The organism is Pseudomonas sp. JE3303, assembly GCF_056312565.1.
Map to the genome: position 1 here is coordinate 78082 of NZ_JBWGIF010000011.1, position 19426 is coordinate 97507.

17 protein-coding genes are annotated in these 19426 nt (G+C 64.2%); 9 read left to right on the plus strand and 8 right to left on the minus strand.

Annotated elements, in window-relative coordinates; translation table 11 throughout:
• Positions 1–28 precede the first annotated feature (28 nt).
• The 5 genes from AC0ZZU_RS16620 to AC0ZZU_RS16640 are packed head-to-tail and all read right to left on the minus strand — an operon-like array spanning position 29 to position 2995.
• Positions 29–811, minus strand: coding sequence for a fimbrial biogenesis chaperone (locus AC0ZZU_RS16620; RefSeq protein ID WP_476342167.1), 783 nt, complete (start codon positions 809–811; stop codon positions 29–31).
• 39 nt (positions 812–850) lie between these two features.
• On the minus strand, positions 851–1348 hold the full coding sequence (locus AC0ZZU_RS16625) for a Csu type fimbrial protein (protein ID WP_476342168.1): 498 nt from the start codon (positions 1346–1348) through the stop codon (positions 851–853).
• 4 nt (positions 1349–1352) lie between these two features.
• Positions 1353–1886, minus strand: coding sequence for a Csu type fimbrial protein (locus tag AC0ZZU_RS16630; RefSeq protein WP_476342170.1), 534 nt, complete (start codon positions 1884–1886; stop codon positions 1353–1355).
• Between the two features lie 18 nt (positions 1887–1904).
• Positions 1905–2438, minus strand: coding sequence for a Csu type fimbrial protein (locus AC0ZZU_RS16635; protein WP_476342172.1), 534 nt, complete (start codon positions 2436–2438; stop codon positions 1905–1907).
• 29 nt (positions 2439–2467) lie between these two features.
• On the minus strand, positions 2468–2995 hold the full coding sequence (locus AC0ZZU_RS16640) for a Csu type fimbrial protein (RefSeq protein ID WP_476342173.1): 528 nt from the start codon (positions 2993–2995) through the stop codon (positions 2468–2470).
• Positions 2996–3212: 217 nt separating this feature from the next.
• Here AC0ZZU_RS16640 and AC0ZZU_RS16645 point away from each other — a divergent pair, with 217 nt between their 5' ends.
• The 3 genes from AC0ZZU_RS16645 to AC0ZZU_RS16655 are packed head-to-tail and all read left to right on the plus strand — an operon-like array spanning position 3213 to position 8341.
• Positions 3213–5465 (plus strand): ATP-binding protein, encoded by a 2253-nt coding sequence (locus tag AC0ZZU_RS16645; protein WP_476342175.1) that lies wholly within the window; start codon positions 3213–3215, stop codon positions 5463–5465.
• A gap of 22 nt (positions 5466–5487) precedes the next feature.
• The gene (locus AC0ZZU_RS16650; RefSeq protein ID WP_476342177.1) at positions 5488–5949 is read left to right on the plus strand and encodes a response regulator; all 462 of its coding nucleotides are present in this window, start codon (positions 5488–5490) and stop codon (positions 5947–5949) included.
• Between the two features lie 10 nt (positions 5950–5959).
• Complete coding sequence (locus AC0ZZU_RS16655) at positions 5960–8341, plus strand: response regulator (protein WP_476342178.1); 2382 nt, start codon at positions 5960–5962, stop codon at positions 8339–8341.
• Between the two features lie 87 nt (positions 8342–8428).
• Here AC0ZZU_RS16655 and AC0ZZU_RS16660 read toward each other — a convergent pair whose 3' ends face one another.
• Together AC0ZZU_RS16660 and AC0ZZU_RS16665 are read right to left on the minus strand one after the other, a co-directional pair.
• A complete protein-coding gene (locus AC0ZZU_RS16660; RefSeq protein ID WP_476342179.1) occupies positions 8429–9667 on the minus strand; it encodes a saccharopine dehydrogenase family protein in 1239 nt (412 codons plus the stop codon).
• 27 nt (positions 9668–9694) lie between these two features.
• Positions 9695–10792 carry a carboxynorspermidine decarboxylase gene (locus tag AC0ZZU_RS16665; protein ID WP_476342180.1) on the minus strand — a complete coding sequence of 366 codons (1098 nt, stop codon included), beginning with the start codon at positions 10790–10792 and terminating at the stop codon, positions 9695–9697.
• 168 nt (positions 10793–10960) lie between these two features.
• Between AC0ZZU_RS16665 and AC0ZZU_RS16670 the strand changes: the two genes are divergently transcribed.
• Positions 10961–11233: a PepSY domain-containing protein gene (locus AC0ZZU_RS16670; RefSeq protein WP_476342182.1), complete on the plus strand. Its 273-nt coding sequence runs from the start codon at positions 10961–10963 to the stop codon at positions 11231–11233.
• 81 nt (positions 11234–11314) lie between these two features.
• On the opposite strand, the gene AC0ZZU_RS16675 is transcribed toward AC0ZZU_RS16670, so the two are convergent.
• Positions 11315–11815, minus strand: a complete 501-nt coding sequence (locus AC0ZZU_RS16675; protein WP_158459211.1) for a GNAT family N-acetyltransferase — start codon at positions 11813–11815, stop codon at positions 11315–11317.
• Between the two features lie 134 nt (positions 11816–11949).
• On the opposite strand from AC0ZZU_RS16675, the gene AC0ZZU_RS16680 reads away from it, so the two are divergent.
• From AC0ZZU_RS16680 to AC0ZZU_RS16700, 5 genes are all read left to right on the plus strand, one after another.
• Positions 11950–12468 (plus strand): sigma-70 family RNA polymerase sigma factor, encoded by a 519-nt coding sequence (locus tag AC0ZZU_RS16680; protein WP_476342183.1) that lies wholly within the window; start codon positions 11950–11952, stop codon positions 12466–12468.
• Positions 12465–13394: a DUF4880 domain-containing protein gene (locus AC0ZZU_RS16685; protein ID WP_476342184.1), complete on the plus strand. Its 930-nt coding sequence runs from the start codon at positions 12465–12467 to the stop codon at positions 13392–13394. Before AC0ZZU_RS16680 ends, AC0ZZU_RS16685 begins: the two co-directional genes overlap by 4 nt.
• A 64-nt stretch (positions 13395–13458) precedes the next feature.
• Complete coding sequence (locus AC0ZZU_RS16690; RefSeq protein WP_476342186.1) at positions 13459–15843, plus strand: TonB-dependent siderophore receptor; 2385 nt, start codon at positions 13459–13461, stop codon at positions 15841–15843.
• 11 nt (positions 15844–15854) lie between these two features.
• Positions 15855–16694 carry an alpha/beta hydrolase gene (locus tag AC0ZZU_RS16695; protein ID WP_476342188.1) on the plus strand — a complete coding sequence of 280 codons (840 nt, stop codon included), beginning with the start codon at positions 15855–15857 and terminating at the stop codon, positions 16692–16694.
• Positions 16695–16778: 84 nt separating this feature from the next.
• Positions 16779–19424, plus strand: a complete 2646-nt coding sequence (locus tag AC0ZZU_RS16700; protein ID WP_476342189.1) for an excinuclease ABC subunit UvrA — start codon at positions 16779–16781, stop codon at positions 19422–19424.
• The last annotated feature ends 2 nt before the right edge of the window (positions 19425–19426 follow it).

Here is a 19426-nt window from a genome sequence, read left to right on the forward strand (position 1 = left end):
GTCCTTGTCCCGCTCCTTGATGACGCCCTTACCGCCCCTGTCGGATCGCTTCGGCGCTTTCCTGGCCGTTGATCCTGCCTTTGAGCGCACTGCTCGCGCTGATCGCCGCCGGGGCCGGCCAGCGCATGCTGGCGCCAGGCAACACGTAGCCAAGCAAGCCTTCAACGAGTGGCCGTTCCTGGGCGCCTTGCTGCAGCACCACATCCGTCAGGCGCGCATGCACAGGCCCGGTATTGCGGATTTCCACGTAGGGGCGGCCCTTCACCGTCACGGGATGCCAGCTCAGCTGCGGTTTGCCGACCCCGTCGTTGCTCCGCCCTCCAGTGGGGTCCGGCTTGCCCCAGAGTCCGTCGCCATAGACGAACAACGGCACCGAGTAACGCATCTGCAGGCGGATGGCGGCCTGGGTGCCCGCCGCCAGGGGCGCTGCCGCTACGGCGGCCGGGATCTCGTCGATGATGATTCGATAGGCTTGTTCCTGCCCGGCGGGCGCCGCGCCTGTACGAGTCAGGCGGATGAGCTGCTTCTGCCCGGGAGCTATGTTGGCAACCGGCGGGCTGCCAATGATGTCGCGCTGGGCCTGGAACTGTTCTTCGAAGCTACCCTGGCGCCAGGCGAACACTCGCACTTGCAGATTGCTGGGTTCGGTACCCCGGTTTTCAAGCCACAACGCCCCGGCCTTCTGCCCGGCCTCCAGGACCGGGTCGATCGGCCAGATCAGCACTGAGGTGGCCGCCTCCAGGGGCTGACTGACGATCAACCCAAACCCGATTCCCACCAACACGCGCGCCAACCTTGCGCTTGCCTGCATGCCTCTCTCCTTAGCATTCCTGTTATCCCGGCAACAGGGTTACCAGGTGACTGTCACTTGCAGTACATCGGTGTAGGTCCCGGCCGGCACGCTGCCGCTCAGCTGGGCGCGGGCATAGACGGGTAATCTGATTGCAGCGGGATCGCTGTAGCTCACCGCCGTGCTCTGGCCGATCCCAAGGTCTTGGCTGTAGGCCGCATCGCGGTAAAGCTGATAGGCCACCCGCTGAGTACCGGTGGCGTGCTTGAGATTACGCGTGCCGCTGACCGCGTTCTGACCACCGTCGACACTCATGTTCATGACCACGCCCGGTGTGCACTCGAAGGTCACAGTGGTGCCGCCCAGCGACGTAGTCACCGCCGAACTGGACAGCGCCGAGCGGGTCCCGAAATCCAGCACCCCATAGTTGCTCACACCACCCAGTACCCGGCAACCCGCGACGATCTGCGCGTTCACCTGGAACGTACTGGTGGTCGCCGCCCAGACCGGCCAGCTCAGCAATCCACACAGGCCCAGCACTCGGGGCCAGGCGCGCATGGCGCTAGAAACTCAGCTCGACCGCTACCGTATCGCTATAGACCCCCGCCGGCAGGCCGGGCTTGCCGACCGCCTGGCCGTACAGGCTGACCGTCTGCGCCTCGCCGGTGCTGGTGGGCAAGGTAATGACGCCATCGATGGCCAGCGGCTGAGTCAGTCCTGCGTCGGTGTAGAAGTCGTAGGGCACGAAGTTGCCAATACCATCGGCGAGGGCCCGGGTACCTCCGGTCGACGCCCCATCATGGGTGCCCGCCCCGACTCGTATCGCCGGCACCGTGCCGGCCGAGCACAATACGCTCATCGCCCCGCCACCCGCGCCGAGCACCTGGCCCGTCGCGGCGTCGAACAGTGCCTCTTGGGTACCGAAACTCAGGGCACCGAAGTCCAGCCCTGAAGTGCCGGCACTGCCATTGACCTGGCAGGCCGCGGTCAGGGTCAGGCTGGCGTTGATCGTGCCGGTGACACTGGCTGCGTGAGCCTGTGTTGCCAGGGCCAGGCCAAGCCCGGCGAGGATGCAGCGGGAAACGTGAGGTCGCATGTAAATCTCCTTTGCGTATTACCAGTCCAGGGTCACCCTCAAGGTGTCGCGATACAGGCCGGCCGGCAGCGATTGCGGTTGCGCAATCACCACTCCATAGATCGGAATGGGCATCTGGTCGGCACTGCGAATAGTGAAATTGCGGGCTTGCCCGATGCCATAACGGCCGGCGCCCGCGGGGTCGGTCGCGAGTTGATAGGGAATCAGCTCACGGCCATTGCTCAGGCGACGAATCACGCCGTCGCCATTGAGTCCGCCATTGATGCGCACACTGAAGGCGCGCACCGAAGGGGTACAGCTGATCTGCAGGTTCCCCGCGCCACCTGCCTCGTCGACACGGCTGCGCAGGGGGTCATTCCAGTTGGGGCCTTGGGGGCCGAAGTCGAGCAAGCCAGGATTGGCGAGCGTGGCAGGTTGCACCTCGCTGCTTATCTGGCAGGCGGCATTGATCACCAGGCGTGCCTGAATGAAGCCGGTGGTGCTCCCATGCGCAAGGGCCCCGGGCAGCAGCAGTGGCCCGAGTGACAGCAGCACCAGCGAGGTCTTGTTCATGATGCAACGTCCGTGTGCATGGGCAATCCTTACCAGGTGACCGTGACTTTCACCAGATCGGCATACAGACCTGCACGGGGCACCCACTCCAGACTGTCGATTCGCGCAAAGAGCGGAAGTTCAACTGATCCGCTGTCGGGAACGCGCGCGGCGAGAGCGACTCCGACCGGCAGTGGCTTGCGCCAGGCGGCATCCTGGTAGAGCCGGTAAGGAATCGGGCGTGCCTTGGCATCGTCGTTCGCAAGGTAACGCACCTCGCCGGCGCCGCCATGCTGGCCACCATCGACGCGAATCTGGTAGGGCGTATCGGGATTGCATTCCAGGCGCGGCGGCCTCTGGCTGATCAGCACGCCAGACAACGGCGCGTCCGGCCCATCAAGGCGCGCGGGGCTGCCGAGGTCGATTCGTCCCAAGGCCTGTGCCCCCGCCTCTCGCTGCGCGTTGACCAGCATGCAGCCGCGCTGCACATCCACCCGCACCTCGACCAGAAAGTCGTCCGCTACGGCAGGGCTGCCTAGCAACAGGCCCGACAACAGGGCCACAAAGCGCTCGGTCACATTCGTATCCTTACTTCCTGAGACTCTGGGAGGGAGGGTAGCAGGTCAGAAAGATGAGGCCAAAATGTAGGGCATTTTCCCAGCATGGGGTTGAAGTTCATGGCCGCCTGACACCGCTTCTCAGCAAAACAGTCGGGATTCTGATACTTTGCGTGTCAAACGTCCCGTGCCGACTGGAAGCGGCGCCGTCAGACGAAACCTACAGGAGATTTACCTCTTGCTCACCGCCGAGACTGCCCTGGAACGCGCCATCGAGCGTTGCGCCCAAGAGCCTATCCATATTCCGGGAAGCATCCAGCCTCATGGTTTTCTACTGGTACTCGACGAGTCGGACCTGACCATCCTGCAGGCCAGCGAAAATGTCGAAGAATGGCTGGGAGTGCCTGCCACTGCCCTGGCTGGCAGCAGCTTCGCCGCGCTGATGGCCGAGGATTTCGACCTGCGCGAGCACTTGCACCAGCTGCCGCTCGACGAGGTCTTCCCCTTCCATATCGGGGATACCCGCCTGCGTGTGGGACCGTTGGCAGGCCGCAGCCTCACGGTGCTGGTTCACCGTCACGACCAGGTCCTGGTCGCCGAATTCGAGCCAACCCCGGACAAGCCTGGTAGCGGCGTGCATAGCAACTTCTATCCCATGGTGCGCGGCTTCGTCAGGAGCCTGCATCAGGCCGATTGCCTCACCGAGCTGCTGCAGCGCTCGGTCGAGGAACTCAAGCGCCTCACCGGTTTTGGCAGGGTCAAGGCCTACAAGTTCGATGCAGAGGGCAACGGGCTGGTACTTGCCGAAGTCGCTGATCCCGGTTATCCGCGGTATCTGGGGCAATGCTTTCCGGCGGCGGACATCCCGCGCCAGGCGCGCGAGCTATACCGCATCAACCGCATCCGTGTGATCGAAGACGCCAACTACCAGCCCTCCCCCGTGCTGCCGGCGCTCAACCCGCTGACGGCTCAAACGCTGGACATGAGCTTTGCCTCGTTGCGCAGTGTGTCGCCCTTGCACCTGCAGTACATGCGCAACATGGGCACGCTGGCCTCGATGTCATTGTCCATCGTGGTCGACGGCAAGCTCTGGGGGCTGATCTCCTGTCACCATGACCAGCCGCGCCGGGTGAGTTTCCAGACGCGCACCGCCTGCGAGCTGCTGGGCAACATGCTCTCTTTGCAGATCGAGTCACGTGAGTCGCACGCCAGCACCCACCAGCTCCTGCAACTGCGCCAGCGCATCGTACGGATGCTCTCCTCCATGGCCGACCATGACAGCGTCGGCGACGGCCTGCTGGCCTTGCCCCAGGTGCTGCTGGACTTTGCCGGCGCCAGCGGAGCGGCAATCATCTCCGCCGAACGCTGCGACCTGATCGGCGAAACGCCGCCCGAGTCCCGGGTCAATGCGCTGGTCCATTGGCTGGCCCAGCGCGGCGATGAATCGGTGTTTCATACCGACAACGTGCGCCGTGATATCAACGACCTGCCGGAGCTTGCCGAAAACACCGCCGGCGTACTGGCCGTGGCCATTTCACAGATCCACTCGCACTACCTTGTGTGGTTCCGTCCGGAACAGGCCCGCACCGTGGCCTGGGCTGGCAAGCCGGAGAAGGCGATCGGTCCGCTCGGCACCCTCAACCCGCGCCACAGTTTCGAGCGCTGGCAGGAAGAAGTGCGTGATTTCTCGGAGCCTTGGGACCCATTGATCGTCGACGGCGTGGTGGAACTGCGAACCGCAGTGCTGGGCATCGTATTGCGCAAGGCCGAGGAGCTGGCGCAACTGGCCGGGGAACTGCACCGCTCGAACAAAGAGCTTGAGGCGTTTTCCTACAGTGTTTCGCATGACCTGCGTGCGCCACTGCGGCACATTGCCGGCTACACCGAGCTGCTCGCCGAGATCGAAGGCCCGACGCTGAGCGAGCGTGGCCGGCGCTTCCTGGGGCATATCAACGAGGCCGCGCGGTTTGCCGGCACCCTGGTCGACAACCTGCTCAACTTCTCGCAGATGGGACGCTCGGCGCTGCGCATGTCGGACGTCGACCTCAATGCGCTGGTTGAAAGCATCCGCGTCGAGCTCGCGCCCGACTACTCAGGCCGAGACATCGTGTGGGAAGTCGGCGCCCTGCCCAAGGTGATCGGCGACCCGGCGTTCATCAACATGGCCCTGGTCAACCTGATCTCCAACGCCATCAAGTACACCCGTGGCCGCACGCCGGCACGGATTGAGATCGGCGCTCGCCAGAGCGAGGCCGAAGTTGAAATCTACATTCGCGACAATGGCGTGGGCTTCGACATGGCCTACGCCAACAAGCTGTTCGGGGTTTTCCAGCGCCTGCACCGGATGGAGGACTTCGAGGGCACCGGCATCGGCCTTGCGAGTGTGCGGCGGATCATCGAGCGCCATGATGGGCGCGTCTGGGCCGAAGGCCAGGTCAACGAAGGCGCCACGTTCCACTTTGCACTGCCATGCCACCCTCTCAATGCCTGATACCTGACGGACTTTACGAAACATGCTCAAACCTATCTTGTTGGTCGAAGACAACCCCAGGGATCTGGAGTTGACCCTCGTCGCGCTGGAGCGCAGCCAGTTGGCCAACGAAGTCATCGTCTTGCGCGATGGCGCCGAGGCGCTGGACTACCTGCTGCGCCGCAATGCCTACAGCGCGCGCGACGACGGCAACCCGGCCGTCCTGCTGCTGGACCTCAAGCTGCCCAAGGTCGATGGCCTGGAAGTGCTCAAGGTGGTCCGGGAGACCGCCGATCTTCGCAGCATTCCCACGGTCATGCTGACCTCCTCGCGCGAGGAGCCCGACTTGCTGCGTGCCTATGCACTGGGCGTGAACGCCTATGTGGTCAAGCCGGTCGAGTTCAAGGAATTCGTCAGCGCGATTTCCGACCTCGGCATCTTTTGGGCAGTGCTTAATGAACCTCCACCCGGTTCGTTGCGTCTGAATCGCCGAGGTACCCCCTGACGGAGTCGCAATGCTGCCCAACCCGCTGAAACTGTTGATGATCGAAGACAGCTCGATGGATGCCGAGCTGACCTTGCTGCGCCTGGAACGCAGCGGGCTGACGGTCCAGGCGCAGCAAGTGTTCAACCACGAGGGCGCGCGAGACGCGCTGCGCGAGGGGCGTTACGACGTCATCATCTGCGACTGCGTGCTGCCCGGATCCTCAGGTACCGATGTGCTGCTTATCGCCCAAGGCCTGGCACCAGACACTCCATTCATTTTCCTTTCCGGCATCTATGGTGAAGAGCACGCGGTGGAGATGATCCGCCTCGGTGCGACCGACTACGTGCTCAAGAAGAATCTCTCGCTGCTGCCCAAGGCCGTCAAGCGCGCCCTCACCGAGGTGCAGGAGCGCGACCGTCGCCGCCAGGCAGAAGAAGCGCTGGCCGACGTCGAGGCCCGCGCCCGCATCGCCATCGATGCGGCGGGCATGGGCACGTGGGACTACCGCGCAAAAGATGGCCTGCTGCTATGGGATGACCGCTGCAAGACGCTGTTCGGCTTGCCAGCGGATGCCGAGATGAGCCTCGAGGTGTTCTACGCGGGCATCCACCCTGACGATCGCGCCCAGGTACGCCAGGCCGTCGAGCATGCCATGCAGGCCGACAGCGATGGACGCTACCGGGTGGAATTCCGCAGTGTGAGCCGTGGCGGCTCGGAGCCGCGCTGGCTGCTGAGCAGTGGCCAGACCCAGTTTGTCGATGGCATGTGCGTGCGCTTTTCTGGGGTATTGCAGGATGTTCATCAACAGCGCCAGGCCACCCAGGCCTTGCGCCAGCTCAACGAGATGCTCGGTGAGCGGGTCGAACGCCGTACCCGTGAGCGTGACCGCTCATGGGAGCTGTCCCAGGACCTGTTGGCCGTGCTCAACAAGGACCTGACCCCGGTCGCTCTCAATCCCGCCTGGGAGCACACCCTGGGCATCAAGCGCGAGCAGCTCTTGCAGATGTCACTGCTGGAGCTGTTGCCCGACAGCGACCATGATGTGTTCCTGGCCGAGCTCGCGGCCCTCGCCCATGGGCGCACCAGCGCACGCTTCGTCGGCCGTATCCAGCACCTCAGCGGTCAGCAGCGCTGGTTGTCGTGGATCGCCGTGCCAGAGGATACATTGCTGTACGTGGTTGCCCGAGACATCACCAGCGAGCGCGAAGCGGCGATGGGACTGGCCGAGGCCAATACCCGTCTGCGTGAGCAGATTGCCGAGCGCGAACGCATCGAGGCGGCGCTGCAGCAGATGCAGCGACTCGAAGCTGTCGGCCAGCTCACCGCCGGTGTCGCCCACGACTTCAACAATCTGCTGACGGTGATCATCACCGGCTCGACCTTTCTCGAGCGCGATCTCGAGAGGGGCAACCTGGAAAAAGCCACCAGCCGCCTGCAGCACATCCGCAAGGCTGGCGAGCGCGGGGCCAAGCTGACCTCGCAGCTGCTGGCTTTCTCCCGGCGCCAGCGGCTGGAGCCGGTTCCGGTCAACCTGAACAAGACCTTGGGCGGCCTCGAGGAACTGCTGCGCCGCACCCTGGGCGGCAGCATCCTGGTGCAGCTCGACCTGCATGATGGCCTGAGCCAGGCGCTGGCCGATCCGACCCAGACCGAGATGATCATCCTCAACCTGGCGATCAATGCGCGTGACGCCATGCCAGCCGGCGGTCAACTGGTCCTGTCGACCTGCAATACCCGCATCAGCCAAGCCCCACGGCGCCCCGAAGACCCGGAGCCTGGCGATTACGTGATGCTGTCCATTCGCGATACTGGATGCGGCATGAGCGAAGAGGTGGTGGCCAAGGTGTTCGAACCCTTCTTCACAACCAAGGACATCGGCAAGGGTTCCGGCCTCGGCCTGGCCCAAGTGTTCGGCTTTGCCAAGCAATCGGGGGGAGGCGTGCGTATCGACACCCGCCCGGGCCATGGCACAGAGGTGTGCGTCTACCTTCCCGCCGTCGAACGCGCCCTGCACAACGACCTGCCCACTCCGCCACCCTGTGAGACATTGGCCAACAGTGGCCGCGACCGTTTCATCCTGCTGGTTGACGATGACGACCTCGTGCGAACCATGGTCAACGACATCCTGTCTCTGTATGGCTACAACGTGCGTCAAGCCAATAGCGGAGAGCAGGCGCTGAGGATGCTCGACGAGCACGTCGACCTGCTGCTGACCGACTTTGCCATGCCTGGCTACAACGGTGCGCAGATGGCCCACGCCGCACGCGAGCGCTATCCGCTGCTGCCGGTGGTGTTTCTGACGGGATATGCGGAGCTTGAAGGGCTGGAGTTGCCGGGCAGTGTCGTGGTGCAGAAGCCGGTGCAGCCTGAAGCCCTGGCGCAGGTGTTGAGTGAAATGCTGGGGGCTTGAACCGTCGTCCAGACACCGCGCCCGCCCCATCTCGGGCACAAAAAATGCGCCCCTCGGGGCGCATTTTCCTGTTACCGGAGCATCAGGTCATTCGTCCCAGGGACGATCGCCATTCTCATCCTTCACGCGGGTCGGCAAGCCCATCACGTCAAGCGCCTTGAGGAACGGCTCGGCTGGGAGCTCCTCGACGTTGACCATGCGCTGCACGTCCCACTCGCCACGGGCGACCATCAGGGCCGCGGCCACAGGCGGTACGCCGGCGGTGTAGGAGATACCCTGGCTGTCGGTCTCGGCAAAGGCTTCTTCGTGGTCGGCCACGTTGTAGATGAAGACCTCGCGCGGCTGGCCGTCCTTGGTGCCCTTGACCAGGTCACCAATGCAGGTCTTGCCGGTGTAGCCCGGGGCCAGCGAGGCCGGATCAGGCAATACGGCCTTGACCACTTTCAGAGGCACGACTTCAAGGCCTTCGGCGGTCTTGACCGGCTGCTCGGAAAGCAGGCCCAGGTTTTTCAGGACGGTGAACACATTGATGTAGTGCTCGCCAAAGCTCATCCAGAAACGCACGTTCGGCACGTCCAGGTTCCTGGAGAGCGAGTGCACTTCGTCGTGACCTGTCAGGTACAGGTTCTGCGAACCCACGACCGGCAGGTCATCGGTACGCTTGACTTCGAACATGGTGTTGCTGGTCCACTGGCTGTTCTGCCAGCTCCACACCTGTCCGGTAAATTCGCGGAAGTTGATTTCCGGGTCGAAGTTGGTGGCGAAGTACTTGCCGTGGGAACCGGCATTGACGTCGAGGATGTCGATCGAATCAATGCTGTCGAAATACTTTTTCTTGGCCAGGGCCGCATAGGCGTTGACCACACCTGGGTCGAAGCCCACGCCGAGAATGGCGGTGACGTTCTTCTGCTGGCATTCCTCGAGGTGTTTCCACTCGTAGTTGCCATACCATGGCGGCGTCTCGCAGACCTTGCCAGGCTCTTCGTGAATGGCGGTGTCCAGATAGGCCACGCCGGTATCGATGCAGGCACGCAGCACCGACATGTTGAGGAAGGCTGAACCCACGTTGATCACGATCTGCGATTCGGTCTCGCGGATCAGTGCCTTGGTCGCCTCGACATCGAGTGCATTGAGCGAGAAAGCCTTGATGTCGGCGGGCTGCTTGAGGCTGCCCTTGGCCTTGACGCTGTCGATGATGGCCTGGCATTTGGAGATGTTGCGCGACGCGATGGCAATACGACCGAGTTCATCGTTATGCTGCGCGCACTTGTGGGCCACCACCTTGGCGACACCTCCTGCACCAATGATAAGAACGTTCTTCTTCAATTTCTGTATCTCTCCTTGTTTGTCAGCTCAAGAAAGGCTGGACAGGTAGTCTTCAAAACCAAACTCACGAACCACCTCGACGCTACCGTCGAGTTGTTTCACTACGATGGACGGCATTTTCAGGCCGTTGAACCAGTTTTTCTTGACCATGGTGTAGCCCGCCGCGTCCACGAACGACAGCCGATCGCCAATGGCCAGCGGACGATCAAATTGGTACTCGCCGAAAATGTCACCGGCAAGGCAGGATTTGCCGCACACCATGTAGGTGTGATCGCCCTCGCTTGGCGCCAACTTGGCGTTCAGGCGGTAGATCAGCAGGTCGAGCATGTGGGCTTCGATCGAGCTGTCGACCACGGCCAGGTGCTTGCCGTTGTAAAGGGTGTCGAGGACGGTCACTTCGAGCGAGGCGCTCTGGGTGATGGCGGCTTCGCCGGGCTCCAGGTAGACCTGCACGCCGTACTTCTCGGAGAAGGCCTTGAGGCGGGCGCAGAACGCGTCCAGCGCATAGCCTTCGCCGGTGAAGTGAATGCCGCCACCCAGGCTGACCCACTCGACCTTGTGCAGCAGGTGGCCGAAGCGTTCCTCGATGGTGCTCAGCATCTGGTCGAACAGGCCGAAGTCGCCGTTCTCGCAGTTGTTGTGGAACATGAAGCCCGAGATCTGCTCGATGACGGCCTCGACCTTCACCGGATCCCATTCGCCCAGGCGGCTGAACGGGCGCGCCGGGTCGGCCAGCAGGTAATCAGAGCTGCTGACCTGCGGGTTGACGCGCAGGCCGCGGACCTTGCCTTCGGAGGCGTCGGCGAAACGCTGCAGCTGGCCAATCGAGTTGAAGATGATCTTGTCGCAATTGTCGAGCATCTCCTCGATCTCATCGTCGGCCCAGGCCACGCTGTAGGCGTGGGTTTCGCCTGCGAACTTCTGGCGGCCGAGCTTGAGCTCGTAGAGCGAGGACGAAGTAGTGCCGTCCATGTACTGCTGCATCAGGTCGAAGACCGACCATGTCGCGAAGCACTTGAGTGCCAGCAGGGCCTTGGCGCCGGAATGCTCGCGCACATAGGCGATCTTCTCCATGTTGCCGAGAAGCTTCTGTTTATCGATGAGGTAATACGGCGTTTTGATCATTTCGAGGCCTCCGGCCAGGCCGGCCAAAAAAAGGACACGCATTGTGCCTTCACTCGATACAGATCGAAAGGGCAGGAGGTGAATTTCCATCCGGCATGCGATCAACTGAACTGCGCGCGCGGGCGGCGGGTCCATTATTGAACTTCATGTGGAACAAGGAGATGTCTGATGAAAGCACTGACCCACCTGTTCACGGGCCTGGCACTCGCCGGCGTCATGAGCGCCGCTCCGGCCTGGGCCGACCAGCCCGGTCCTGACTGGAAGATCGACAAGGACCAGGCCGAAGCGTCCCTCAAGGCTGCCGGCTATACCAGCATCACCAAGATCGAAGCCGACGACGGGCACTGGGAAGGCGAAGGCACCAAGGCCGACGGCATGAGGTACGAATTCCACGTCGATCCGCACAGCGGCAACATTACCAAGGATGAGATGGACCACTAGGTCCGACGCTTCATCCCTTCTTTAGACAGGAGCGGCTTGTGCTGCGATTGCGACAAGTTCGCTCCTGTTCCAGGCCGACCCTTACAACACCTTCTGCCAGAACATTGCCTTGCCCAGCGCAGGGTCGAGTTCGTACCCGCCATAACCAAGCTTGCGGTAGGCCTTTTGCGCCGGCTCGTTCCCTTCCAGCACTTCCATGGTCATCTTGCAGCACCCCCGCTCACGGGCGATCGACTCGGCCTCGGCGAGCATGCGCTGGCTGATCCCCCGGCCACGGTGGGTATCGACCACCACCACGTCATGCACGTTGACCAGGGGCCGGCAGGCGAAGGTCGAAAACCCCTCGAAGCAGTTCACCAGCCCGACCGGCACCTGGCCGTCAAACGCCAGGACGCTGTAGGCATGGGGCCGCTTGGCCAGCTCGCTCGCCAGCGAATCGAGCACGGCGGCGGGCAATGGCTCGCCTCCGCCCATGGCGTCACGGCTGTAGTGGTCGAGCAGGAAGGCAATGGCCTGGGCATGCAGGGGGTCGTTGTAGTCGGCTCGAAGCACGTGCAAGGACTGATCGTTCACGGTTGTCATCTCCAGGTGGGCGGGCAGAGTACCGCTTAATCCCAGCCTACAAAAGATTGTAATGGGAAAGGTTCGCGTTTAAGGTGCGCGCGGTCGTCATGTTCATGCATGACGTTTTCATGTCTGGCTGCCTGAGGCATTCCATGTCGCTCCCTGAATCGGACTCGATCGTTTCTCTCGATGCCTTGTACGGCGCCCACCGTGGCTGGCTGCAGAACTGGCTGCGCCGCTCGATGGGGTGCTCGCAGCAGGCGGCCGACCTGGTGCAGGACACCTTCGTGCGCTTGCTGGTACGCGGTCAGCCTATCAATGCGCGGGCCCCACGGGCGCTGCTGGCGCGCATTGCCCGGGGGCTGATGATCGACCATTGGCGCCGGGATGCCCTGGAGCGGGCTTACCTTGAGACGCTGGCGCACCTGCCCGAATCCTGCCACCCCTCCCCGGAGGTGTGTCATGAAGCGCTGCAAAGCCTGGAACGCATCGCCCAGTTGCTCGATGGCCTCAAGCCTGCGGTGCGGGAAGCTTTTCTGCTGTACCAGCTGGGCGGCCTGACGCATGCCCAGGTGGCTCAGGAGCTGGGCGTTTCCGGCCGCACTGTCGAGCGGCACGTGGCGAGCGCCCTGCTGCACTGCTACCGCGTGTGCTTCGAGGCGCCACGGTGAACACCCCTGGCGAGCGCCTGCCCGAGGACATCCTGTGCACCGCCATCGAGTGGCAGATGCGCCTGCGCGCCCATCCCGGGCGTACGGATCTGCTCGAGCAGGTGCACAGCTGGCGCCGCGGCGACGCGCGTCATGAACTGGCCTGGCAGCGCCTGGAGCAAGTTGACGCGATGTTCAGCGCCGCGTCCTTGCCCGATGCAAGCCAGGTCCTTCCCGTGCTGCGACGCGCCGAAGCAGACCTGAGCCGCCGCCGCACGCTCAAGCTGCTCGGCCTGGGACTGGCGGCGGGCGGTGCCGGCCTGCTGGTCACCAGATCGCCGGCTGGCTGGCGCAATGACTTCGCCACCGCCACTGGCGAGCGTCGCCGGGTCGATCTGGCTAACGGCGCGCAGGTGCTGCTCAACACGCGCAGTGCGGTGGATATACAGGGCCGGGACTTGGTATTCCGAGCTGGTGAGGTGCTGGTAGACGGCCCCGACTGGCGCGTGCGCTGCCATTCCGCCCACTGCGAGGGGTACCAGGCACGGGCCGTGCTGCGTGAGCGTGATGGCTACAGCGAACTGAATGTCGAACGGGGCGCGGTGCGGGTAAGCGGCGCCTGGGGCGTTCGTCAGGTTCAAGCAGGCAGCGGGATAAGCATCGACGCACTGGGTATTGAAAGGCTGGAAAAAGGGCCGCTCGATCCCTTCGCCTGGAGCCGAGGATTGTTACTGGCCAGCAACATGCGCCTGGGCGATTTTCTGGCCGAGGCCGGGCGCTATCGGCAAGGCTGGCTGGGATGTGACGACCGGGTGACCGATCTGCGCCTGTCTGGCGTGTTCCACCTGGATGCGCCGGAGTTGATGCTGCGCAATATCACGCATCTGCTGCCGGTCGGCATCGTCGAGCGTACCCGCTGGTGGGTGCGGATCGTACCGCTCGCATGAATTATCTGTCGGACTTTTCCGGCTCGTCCGGTTTGGGATGATCACTTCCTGAATGGACCCTTCCATGTTGCTTCCCAGACCGTCGCTACGCGTTGCCGCGCCCTTCCCTTCCCGTGTGCTGCCGAGTGCCATCTGCCTGGCGCTGGCGTTGCTCGGCGGCACAGCGAGCCTGGCTGTACAGGCTGCGACGCCGGCCAGCGTACGCGCCGCGCCAAGCGTGCCGGCAGGCCCGCTGGGGCAAGCGCTGAGCCTGTTCGCCGAGCGTGCCGGAATCACCCTGTCGTATTCCCCGGAAGCGGTACGCGGCCTGGACAGCCCGGGTCTTGCCGGCGGCGGTTCAGTGGAGGACGGCCTGGCCCAGTTGCTCGGCGCAAGCGGCCTGACCGCCCACAAGACCGCATCTGGATACGTGGTCTTGCCGGTCACCAGCAGCGACAGCGGGCTGCAGCTCGAACCCACCAGTATCGACGCAACGGCCTCGCAGAGCGCATTTGCACCGGTCGAGGGCTACTACGCGAGCAACGCCAGCAGCGCCACCAAGAGCGACCGGCCGATCCTGGAAACCGCGCAGAGCATAAGCGTGGTCACGGCCGACCAGATCGCCGACCGCAAGGTCGACCGGGTCGAGGATGCCGTGGCCTACACCGCGGGCGTGCGGGTGGGCAGCTCCGGCCTGGACCCGCGCTTCGACATGATCAGCATCCGCGGCTTCGAGACCACCATGGCCGCCGACTTTCTTGATGGCCTGCGCCAGCCCGGCAGCGGCTGGCTCTCGTTGTACTCCACCGAAGCCTACAACCTGGAGCGCATCGAAGTGCTCAAGGGCCCCGCATCGGTTCTGTATGGGCAGATCAGCCCCGGCGGCATGGTCAACCGGGCGAGCAAGCGCCCCAGCCTGATGGCCAGGAACGAAGTACAGGTGCAGGCGGGCAACTACAACCACCAGCAGGCGCAGTTCGATGTCGGTGGCAAGCTGGACGAGGCAGGCGACGTGCTGTTTCGCACGGTCGGCGTGTACCGCGATTCGGAAAACTACATCGAGCAGTTGAACAACGACACCCGCCTGATCGCACCCTCGCTGAGCTGGCAGATCGACCCCGACACCAGCCTCACGCTGCTGGCGCAGTACCAGGAACGCGAGACCGCCGCCTCGCCGATGCTGTATCAGGAAGGCGACCACCTGACCAATCTCTGGCAGGGCGACGAGTACTTCGACAAGCTTGAACAACGCCAGTGGACGTTCGGCTACGAGTTCGAGCACGCCTTCAACGAGACATTCACCCTGCAGCAGAACCTGCGCTACGGCCAGGTGGACACGACCAACCAGTACCTGCAACCCACGGATGCAGGTGATGGCCGCACCCTCGACCGTTCGGCGATCGGTGTGTACGAGGACATGTCCACGCTGTCTACCGACACCCGCCTGGTCAGCCGCTTCAGCACGGGCGACGTGCGCCACACCCTGGTGACCGGCATTGACTACGCCTGGGTCGACACCTCGCTGCTGTATGCCTACGGCCCCGCGCCAACGCTGGACCGTTTCGCCCCCGACTACCATCAACCCGTCGCGCGTCCCGGTACGCCCCTGGCCGATGAAGACGGGCTGGAGCACCGTAGCGGCCTCTACCTGCAGGACCAGATCGAGATCGACCGCTGGCGCCTGTCGGCCGGGCTGCGCCGCGATTTCGTGCATGTGCGCCGCAGCGACAACCTGAGCGACACCAATCGCAAGAGCAGCGACTCCGCGACCACCGGGCAACTGGGTGTGCTCTACCTGTTCGACAACGGCCTGGCACCCTACGCCAGCTACGCCACTTCGTTCCTTCCCCAGAGCCAGCTCAGCGCCACGGGCGAGCCCTACAAACCTACCGAAGGCAAGCAGTACGAGCTGGGCCTGAAGTACCAACCGCCTGGCAGCACCACCCTGCTGACCGCATCGCTCTATCACTTGACCCAACGCAACGTGCTGACCCGCGACCTGGCCAACCCGGTCAATAGCATCGCAACCGGCGAACAGGTGTCCAAGGGCCTTGAGCTCGAAGCGGTGGCCGACCTCGGCGACCGCCTGCGGATGACCGCGAGCTACAGCTTCAATGCCCCGGAAGTCACCAAGAGCAATGACGGCTACGAGGGCAAGGAGCCCTTGGACGTGCCGCGCCACCTGGCCTCGCTCTGGCTGGATTACCAACTGCCCTGGGGCATCGGGGTGTCCGGCGGTGCGCGGTATACCGGCAGCAACTACGGCGACGGCGAAAACACGGTCAAGAACGAGGGCTACACCTTGGTCGATGCCGGTGTGCACTACGACTTCGGCGGCGGCCTGGACGGGGTACGACTGGCCCTCAATGGCCGCAACCTGTTCGACAAACGCTATATCAACTGCCAGCAAGGCTACTGCTACCGAGGTGAGGCGCGCAGCGTCGTCACCAGCCTGAGCTATCGCTGGTGAGGACGCAGACGATGATCCGCAACCTGTTCATGGCATTCGCCGCCCTGTTGCTCGGTGCCCTCTCGGTCGCCCACGCCGATCCCGTGACGCTGGACGGTACCGAGCAGTGGATGCTCAAAAGCGCCGAGGGGCGCGATTACCGCATCATGATCAGCCTGCCCGAGGGGGATGTGCCCTACACCGGCGGTTATCCGGTGATCTACCTGTTGGACGGCAACGCCTACTTCCCGGCCTTTCATGCCGCGAAGCGGGCGCAAGACCGGTTGCGGGGCTCGATCCTCGTGGCCATCGGGTACCCCAGCGACACCCCGCTGGATTTCGTGCGCCGCGCCTTCGACCTGTCGCCGCCGGTGCCCAAGGAGCGAAACGTCCCGCCCCAGGGTGGGCAGGACCTGTTCCTGGACTTCATCGAGAAAACCCTGATGCCCAAGGTGGCCGAGCGTTTCAAGGTCGATCAGGACCAACGCAGCCTGGTGGGGCATTCCTTCGGCGGCATGTTCGGGGTTTATGCGCTGTTCACGCGGCCAGGGCTGTTCCAGCATGTCGTGGCGGTGAGCCCGAGCCTCTGGTGGCGCGACCGCTACCTGCTCGAGCCCGAGCGCGCGTTCACCCAGCGCGCACATGCGGGCCAGGCAGACCTGACCCATAGCAGCCTCACGCTGTTGATGGGCGAGCGCGACATGGTCCAGGAAATCCAGGACGCCCGCGCCTTGCAACTGCGCCTGCAGGCGTTGTCGCAGTATGGGCTGCGGAGCGATTTCCAGGTCGAGCCGGGCGAAGACCACATGTCGGTGCCGTTTCGCGTGCCCACGCGGGTGCTGGACGAGTTGATCAGTACGCGGCGTTACTGAGCACTGGTCGATGGGGCAGGCCGGAGGTTTCGCTTGGGACCTTGACGCGTTAGTGTAGGACTACACGCAGACAAGGAACGCCCCATGCCTCCACGCCCCGCACCCGTTCTCCCCCCTGCATTGCCTGAAGGCACCGGCTTCGTCCGGGTGCGGGGCGCCCGCGAACACAACCTGCGCAATGTCGATGTGGATATCCCGCGCGATGCGCTGGTGGTGTTCACCGGCGTGTCGGGGTCAGGCAAGTCGTCGCTGGCGTTTTCCACGGTGTACGCCGAGGCCCAGCGGCGCTACTTCGAATCGGTCGCGCCCTACGCGCGGCGGCTGATCGACCAGGTGGGGGTGCCGGATGTAGACGCCATCGAGGGCCTGCCGCCAGCGGTGGCGTTGCAGCAACAGCGCGGCAGCCCGAGTGCGCGATCTTCGGTAGGCAGCGTCACCACCCTGTCGAGCTCGATCCGCATGCTCTACTCCCGCGCCGGCAGCTACCCGGCAGAGCAGCCGATGCTCTACGCCGAGGATTTCTCGCCCAACACCCCCCAAGGTGCGTGTCCTGAATGCCATGGGCTGGGGCGGGTGTACGAGATCACCGAGGCGACCATGGTGCCCGATCCTTCGCTGACCATCCGCGAGCGCGCCGTGGCCGCCTGGCCGATGGCCTGGGGCGGCCAGAACCTGCGTGACATCCTGGTGACCCTGGGCTATGACGTCGACGTGCCCTGGCGCGACCTGCCGCAGGCCGATCGCGACTGGATCCTGTTCACCGACGAGACGCCTACCGTGCCGGTGTATGCCGGCCTCACGCCGGCGCAGACCCGCACCGCGCTCAAGCGCAAGCTCGAGCCCAGTTACCAGGGCACCTTCAGCGGTGCCAAGCGCTATCTGTTGCACACCTTCATGAATTCGCAAAGCGCACAGATGCGCAAGCGCGTCGCGCGGTACATGCGTCCGAGCCCCTGCCCGCTGTGCGAGGGCAAACGCCTCAAGCGCGAAGCCTTGAGCGTGACCTTCGCCGGCCTGGACATCGCCGAGCTCTCGCAGATGAGCCTGCTGGATCTGGCCGAAGTGCTCAAGGCCGTGGCTGCGCCGGGTTATCTGGAGCAGGCCGAAGAGCCCGGCGAGGTGCTTACCCACCAACAGACCCGGGCTGCGCGTCAGGAACGCGCGGCCAAGGGTGACAATGCCCACGCGGGTGGTCCGGATGTACGCCACACGCATAATCTTTCGCTGGAAAAGCGCCTGGCCGCGCAACGCATCGCCAATGAACTGCTGGTGCGCATCGCGCCGCTGATCGACCTCGGGCTGGGCTACCTGGCGCTGGAACGCAGCACACCGACCCTGTCCTCCGGCGAGCTGCAGCGCCTGCGCCTGGCGACCCAGCTCAACTCGCAGCTGTTCGGGGTAATCTATGTGCTCGATGAGCCCTCGGCGGGCCTCCATCCGGCTGACAGCGAGGCCTTGTTCGAAGCGCTGCAGACGCTCAAGGCGTCGGGCAATTCGGTATACGTGGTCGAGCACGACCTGGACACCATGCGCCGCGCCGATTGGCTGATCGATGTCGGCCCGGCTGCGGGCGAGCATGGCGGGCAAGTGTTGTACAGCGGTCCGCCCGAAGGGCTTGAACACGTACCGCAATCGCGCACCCGCGCCTACCTCTTCGCCGAGCAGGCCCCTGCCCCTCACGACCCCAGGGCGCCACGCGGCTGGCTGCGCCTGGAGGGTATCACCCGCAATAACCTCGACGACCTGAGCGCCGCATTCCCGCTGGGCTGCTTCACCGCCGTGACGGGCATCTCCGGGTCGGGCAAGTCGAGCCTGGTCAGCCAGGCCCTGCTGGACCTGGTCGGCACGCACCTGGGCCAACCTGGCCCTGCGGCCGAGACCGAAGAACAAAGCCTTGAAGACGAGCCGGTGCAGGCCAGCGGCGGGCGCATCACGGCCGGTATGGAAGCCATCCAGCGCCTGGTGCAGGTCGACCAGAAACCGATCGGCCGCACGCCGCGCTCGAACCTTGCGACCTACACAGGGCTGTTCGACCACGTGCGCAAACTGTTCGCCGCCACCGCGCAGGCCAAGGCCGAGGGCTTCGACGCCGGACGGTTCTCCTTCAACGTCGCCAAGGGCCGCTGCGAGACCTGCGAAGGCGAAGGCTTCGTGAGTGTCGAGCTGCTGTTCATGCCCAGCGTATACGCCCCCTGCCCCACGTGCCACGGCGCGCGCTACAACCCGCAGACGCTGGCGGTAACCTGGGAAGGCCGGAGCATCGCGGACATCCTGCAAATGACCGTGGACCAGGCGCTCGACGTGTTCGCCGAGCAGCCCCCGGTGCGCCGCGCGTTGCAGGTCCTGGTGGATATCGGGTTGGGCTACCTGCGTCTTGGGCAACCGGCCACCGAACTGTCAGGAGGTGAGGCACAGCGCATCAAGCTGGCCACCGAACTGCAGCGCATGGCCCGTGGGTCGACCTTGTACGTCCTCGACGAGCCCACCAACGGCTTGCACCCGCAGGATGTGGACCGCCTGCTGGTGCAGTTGAACCGGCTGGTGGACAGCGGGCATACCGTGGTGGTGGTCGAGCATGACATGCGCGTGGTGGCGCAGAGTGACTGGGTGATTGATATCGGCCCTGGGGCCGGTACTGCGGGCGGGACGGTGGTGGCCAGCGGGGTACCGGCCGAGGTGGCGACGTGCGAGGGCAGTCGCACGGCCGCGTTTCTGGCGCGGGCGTTATGAGC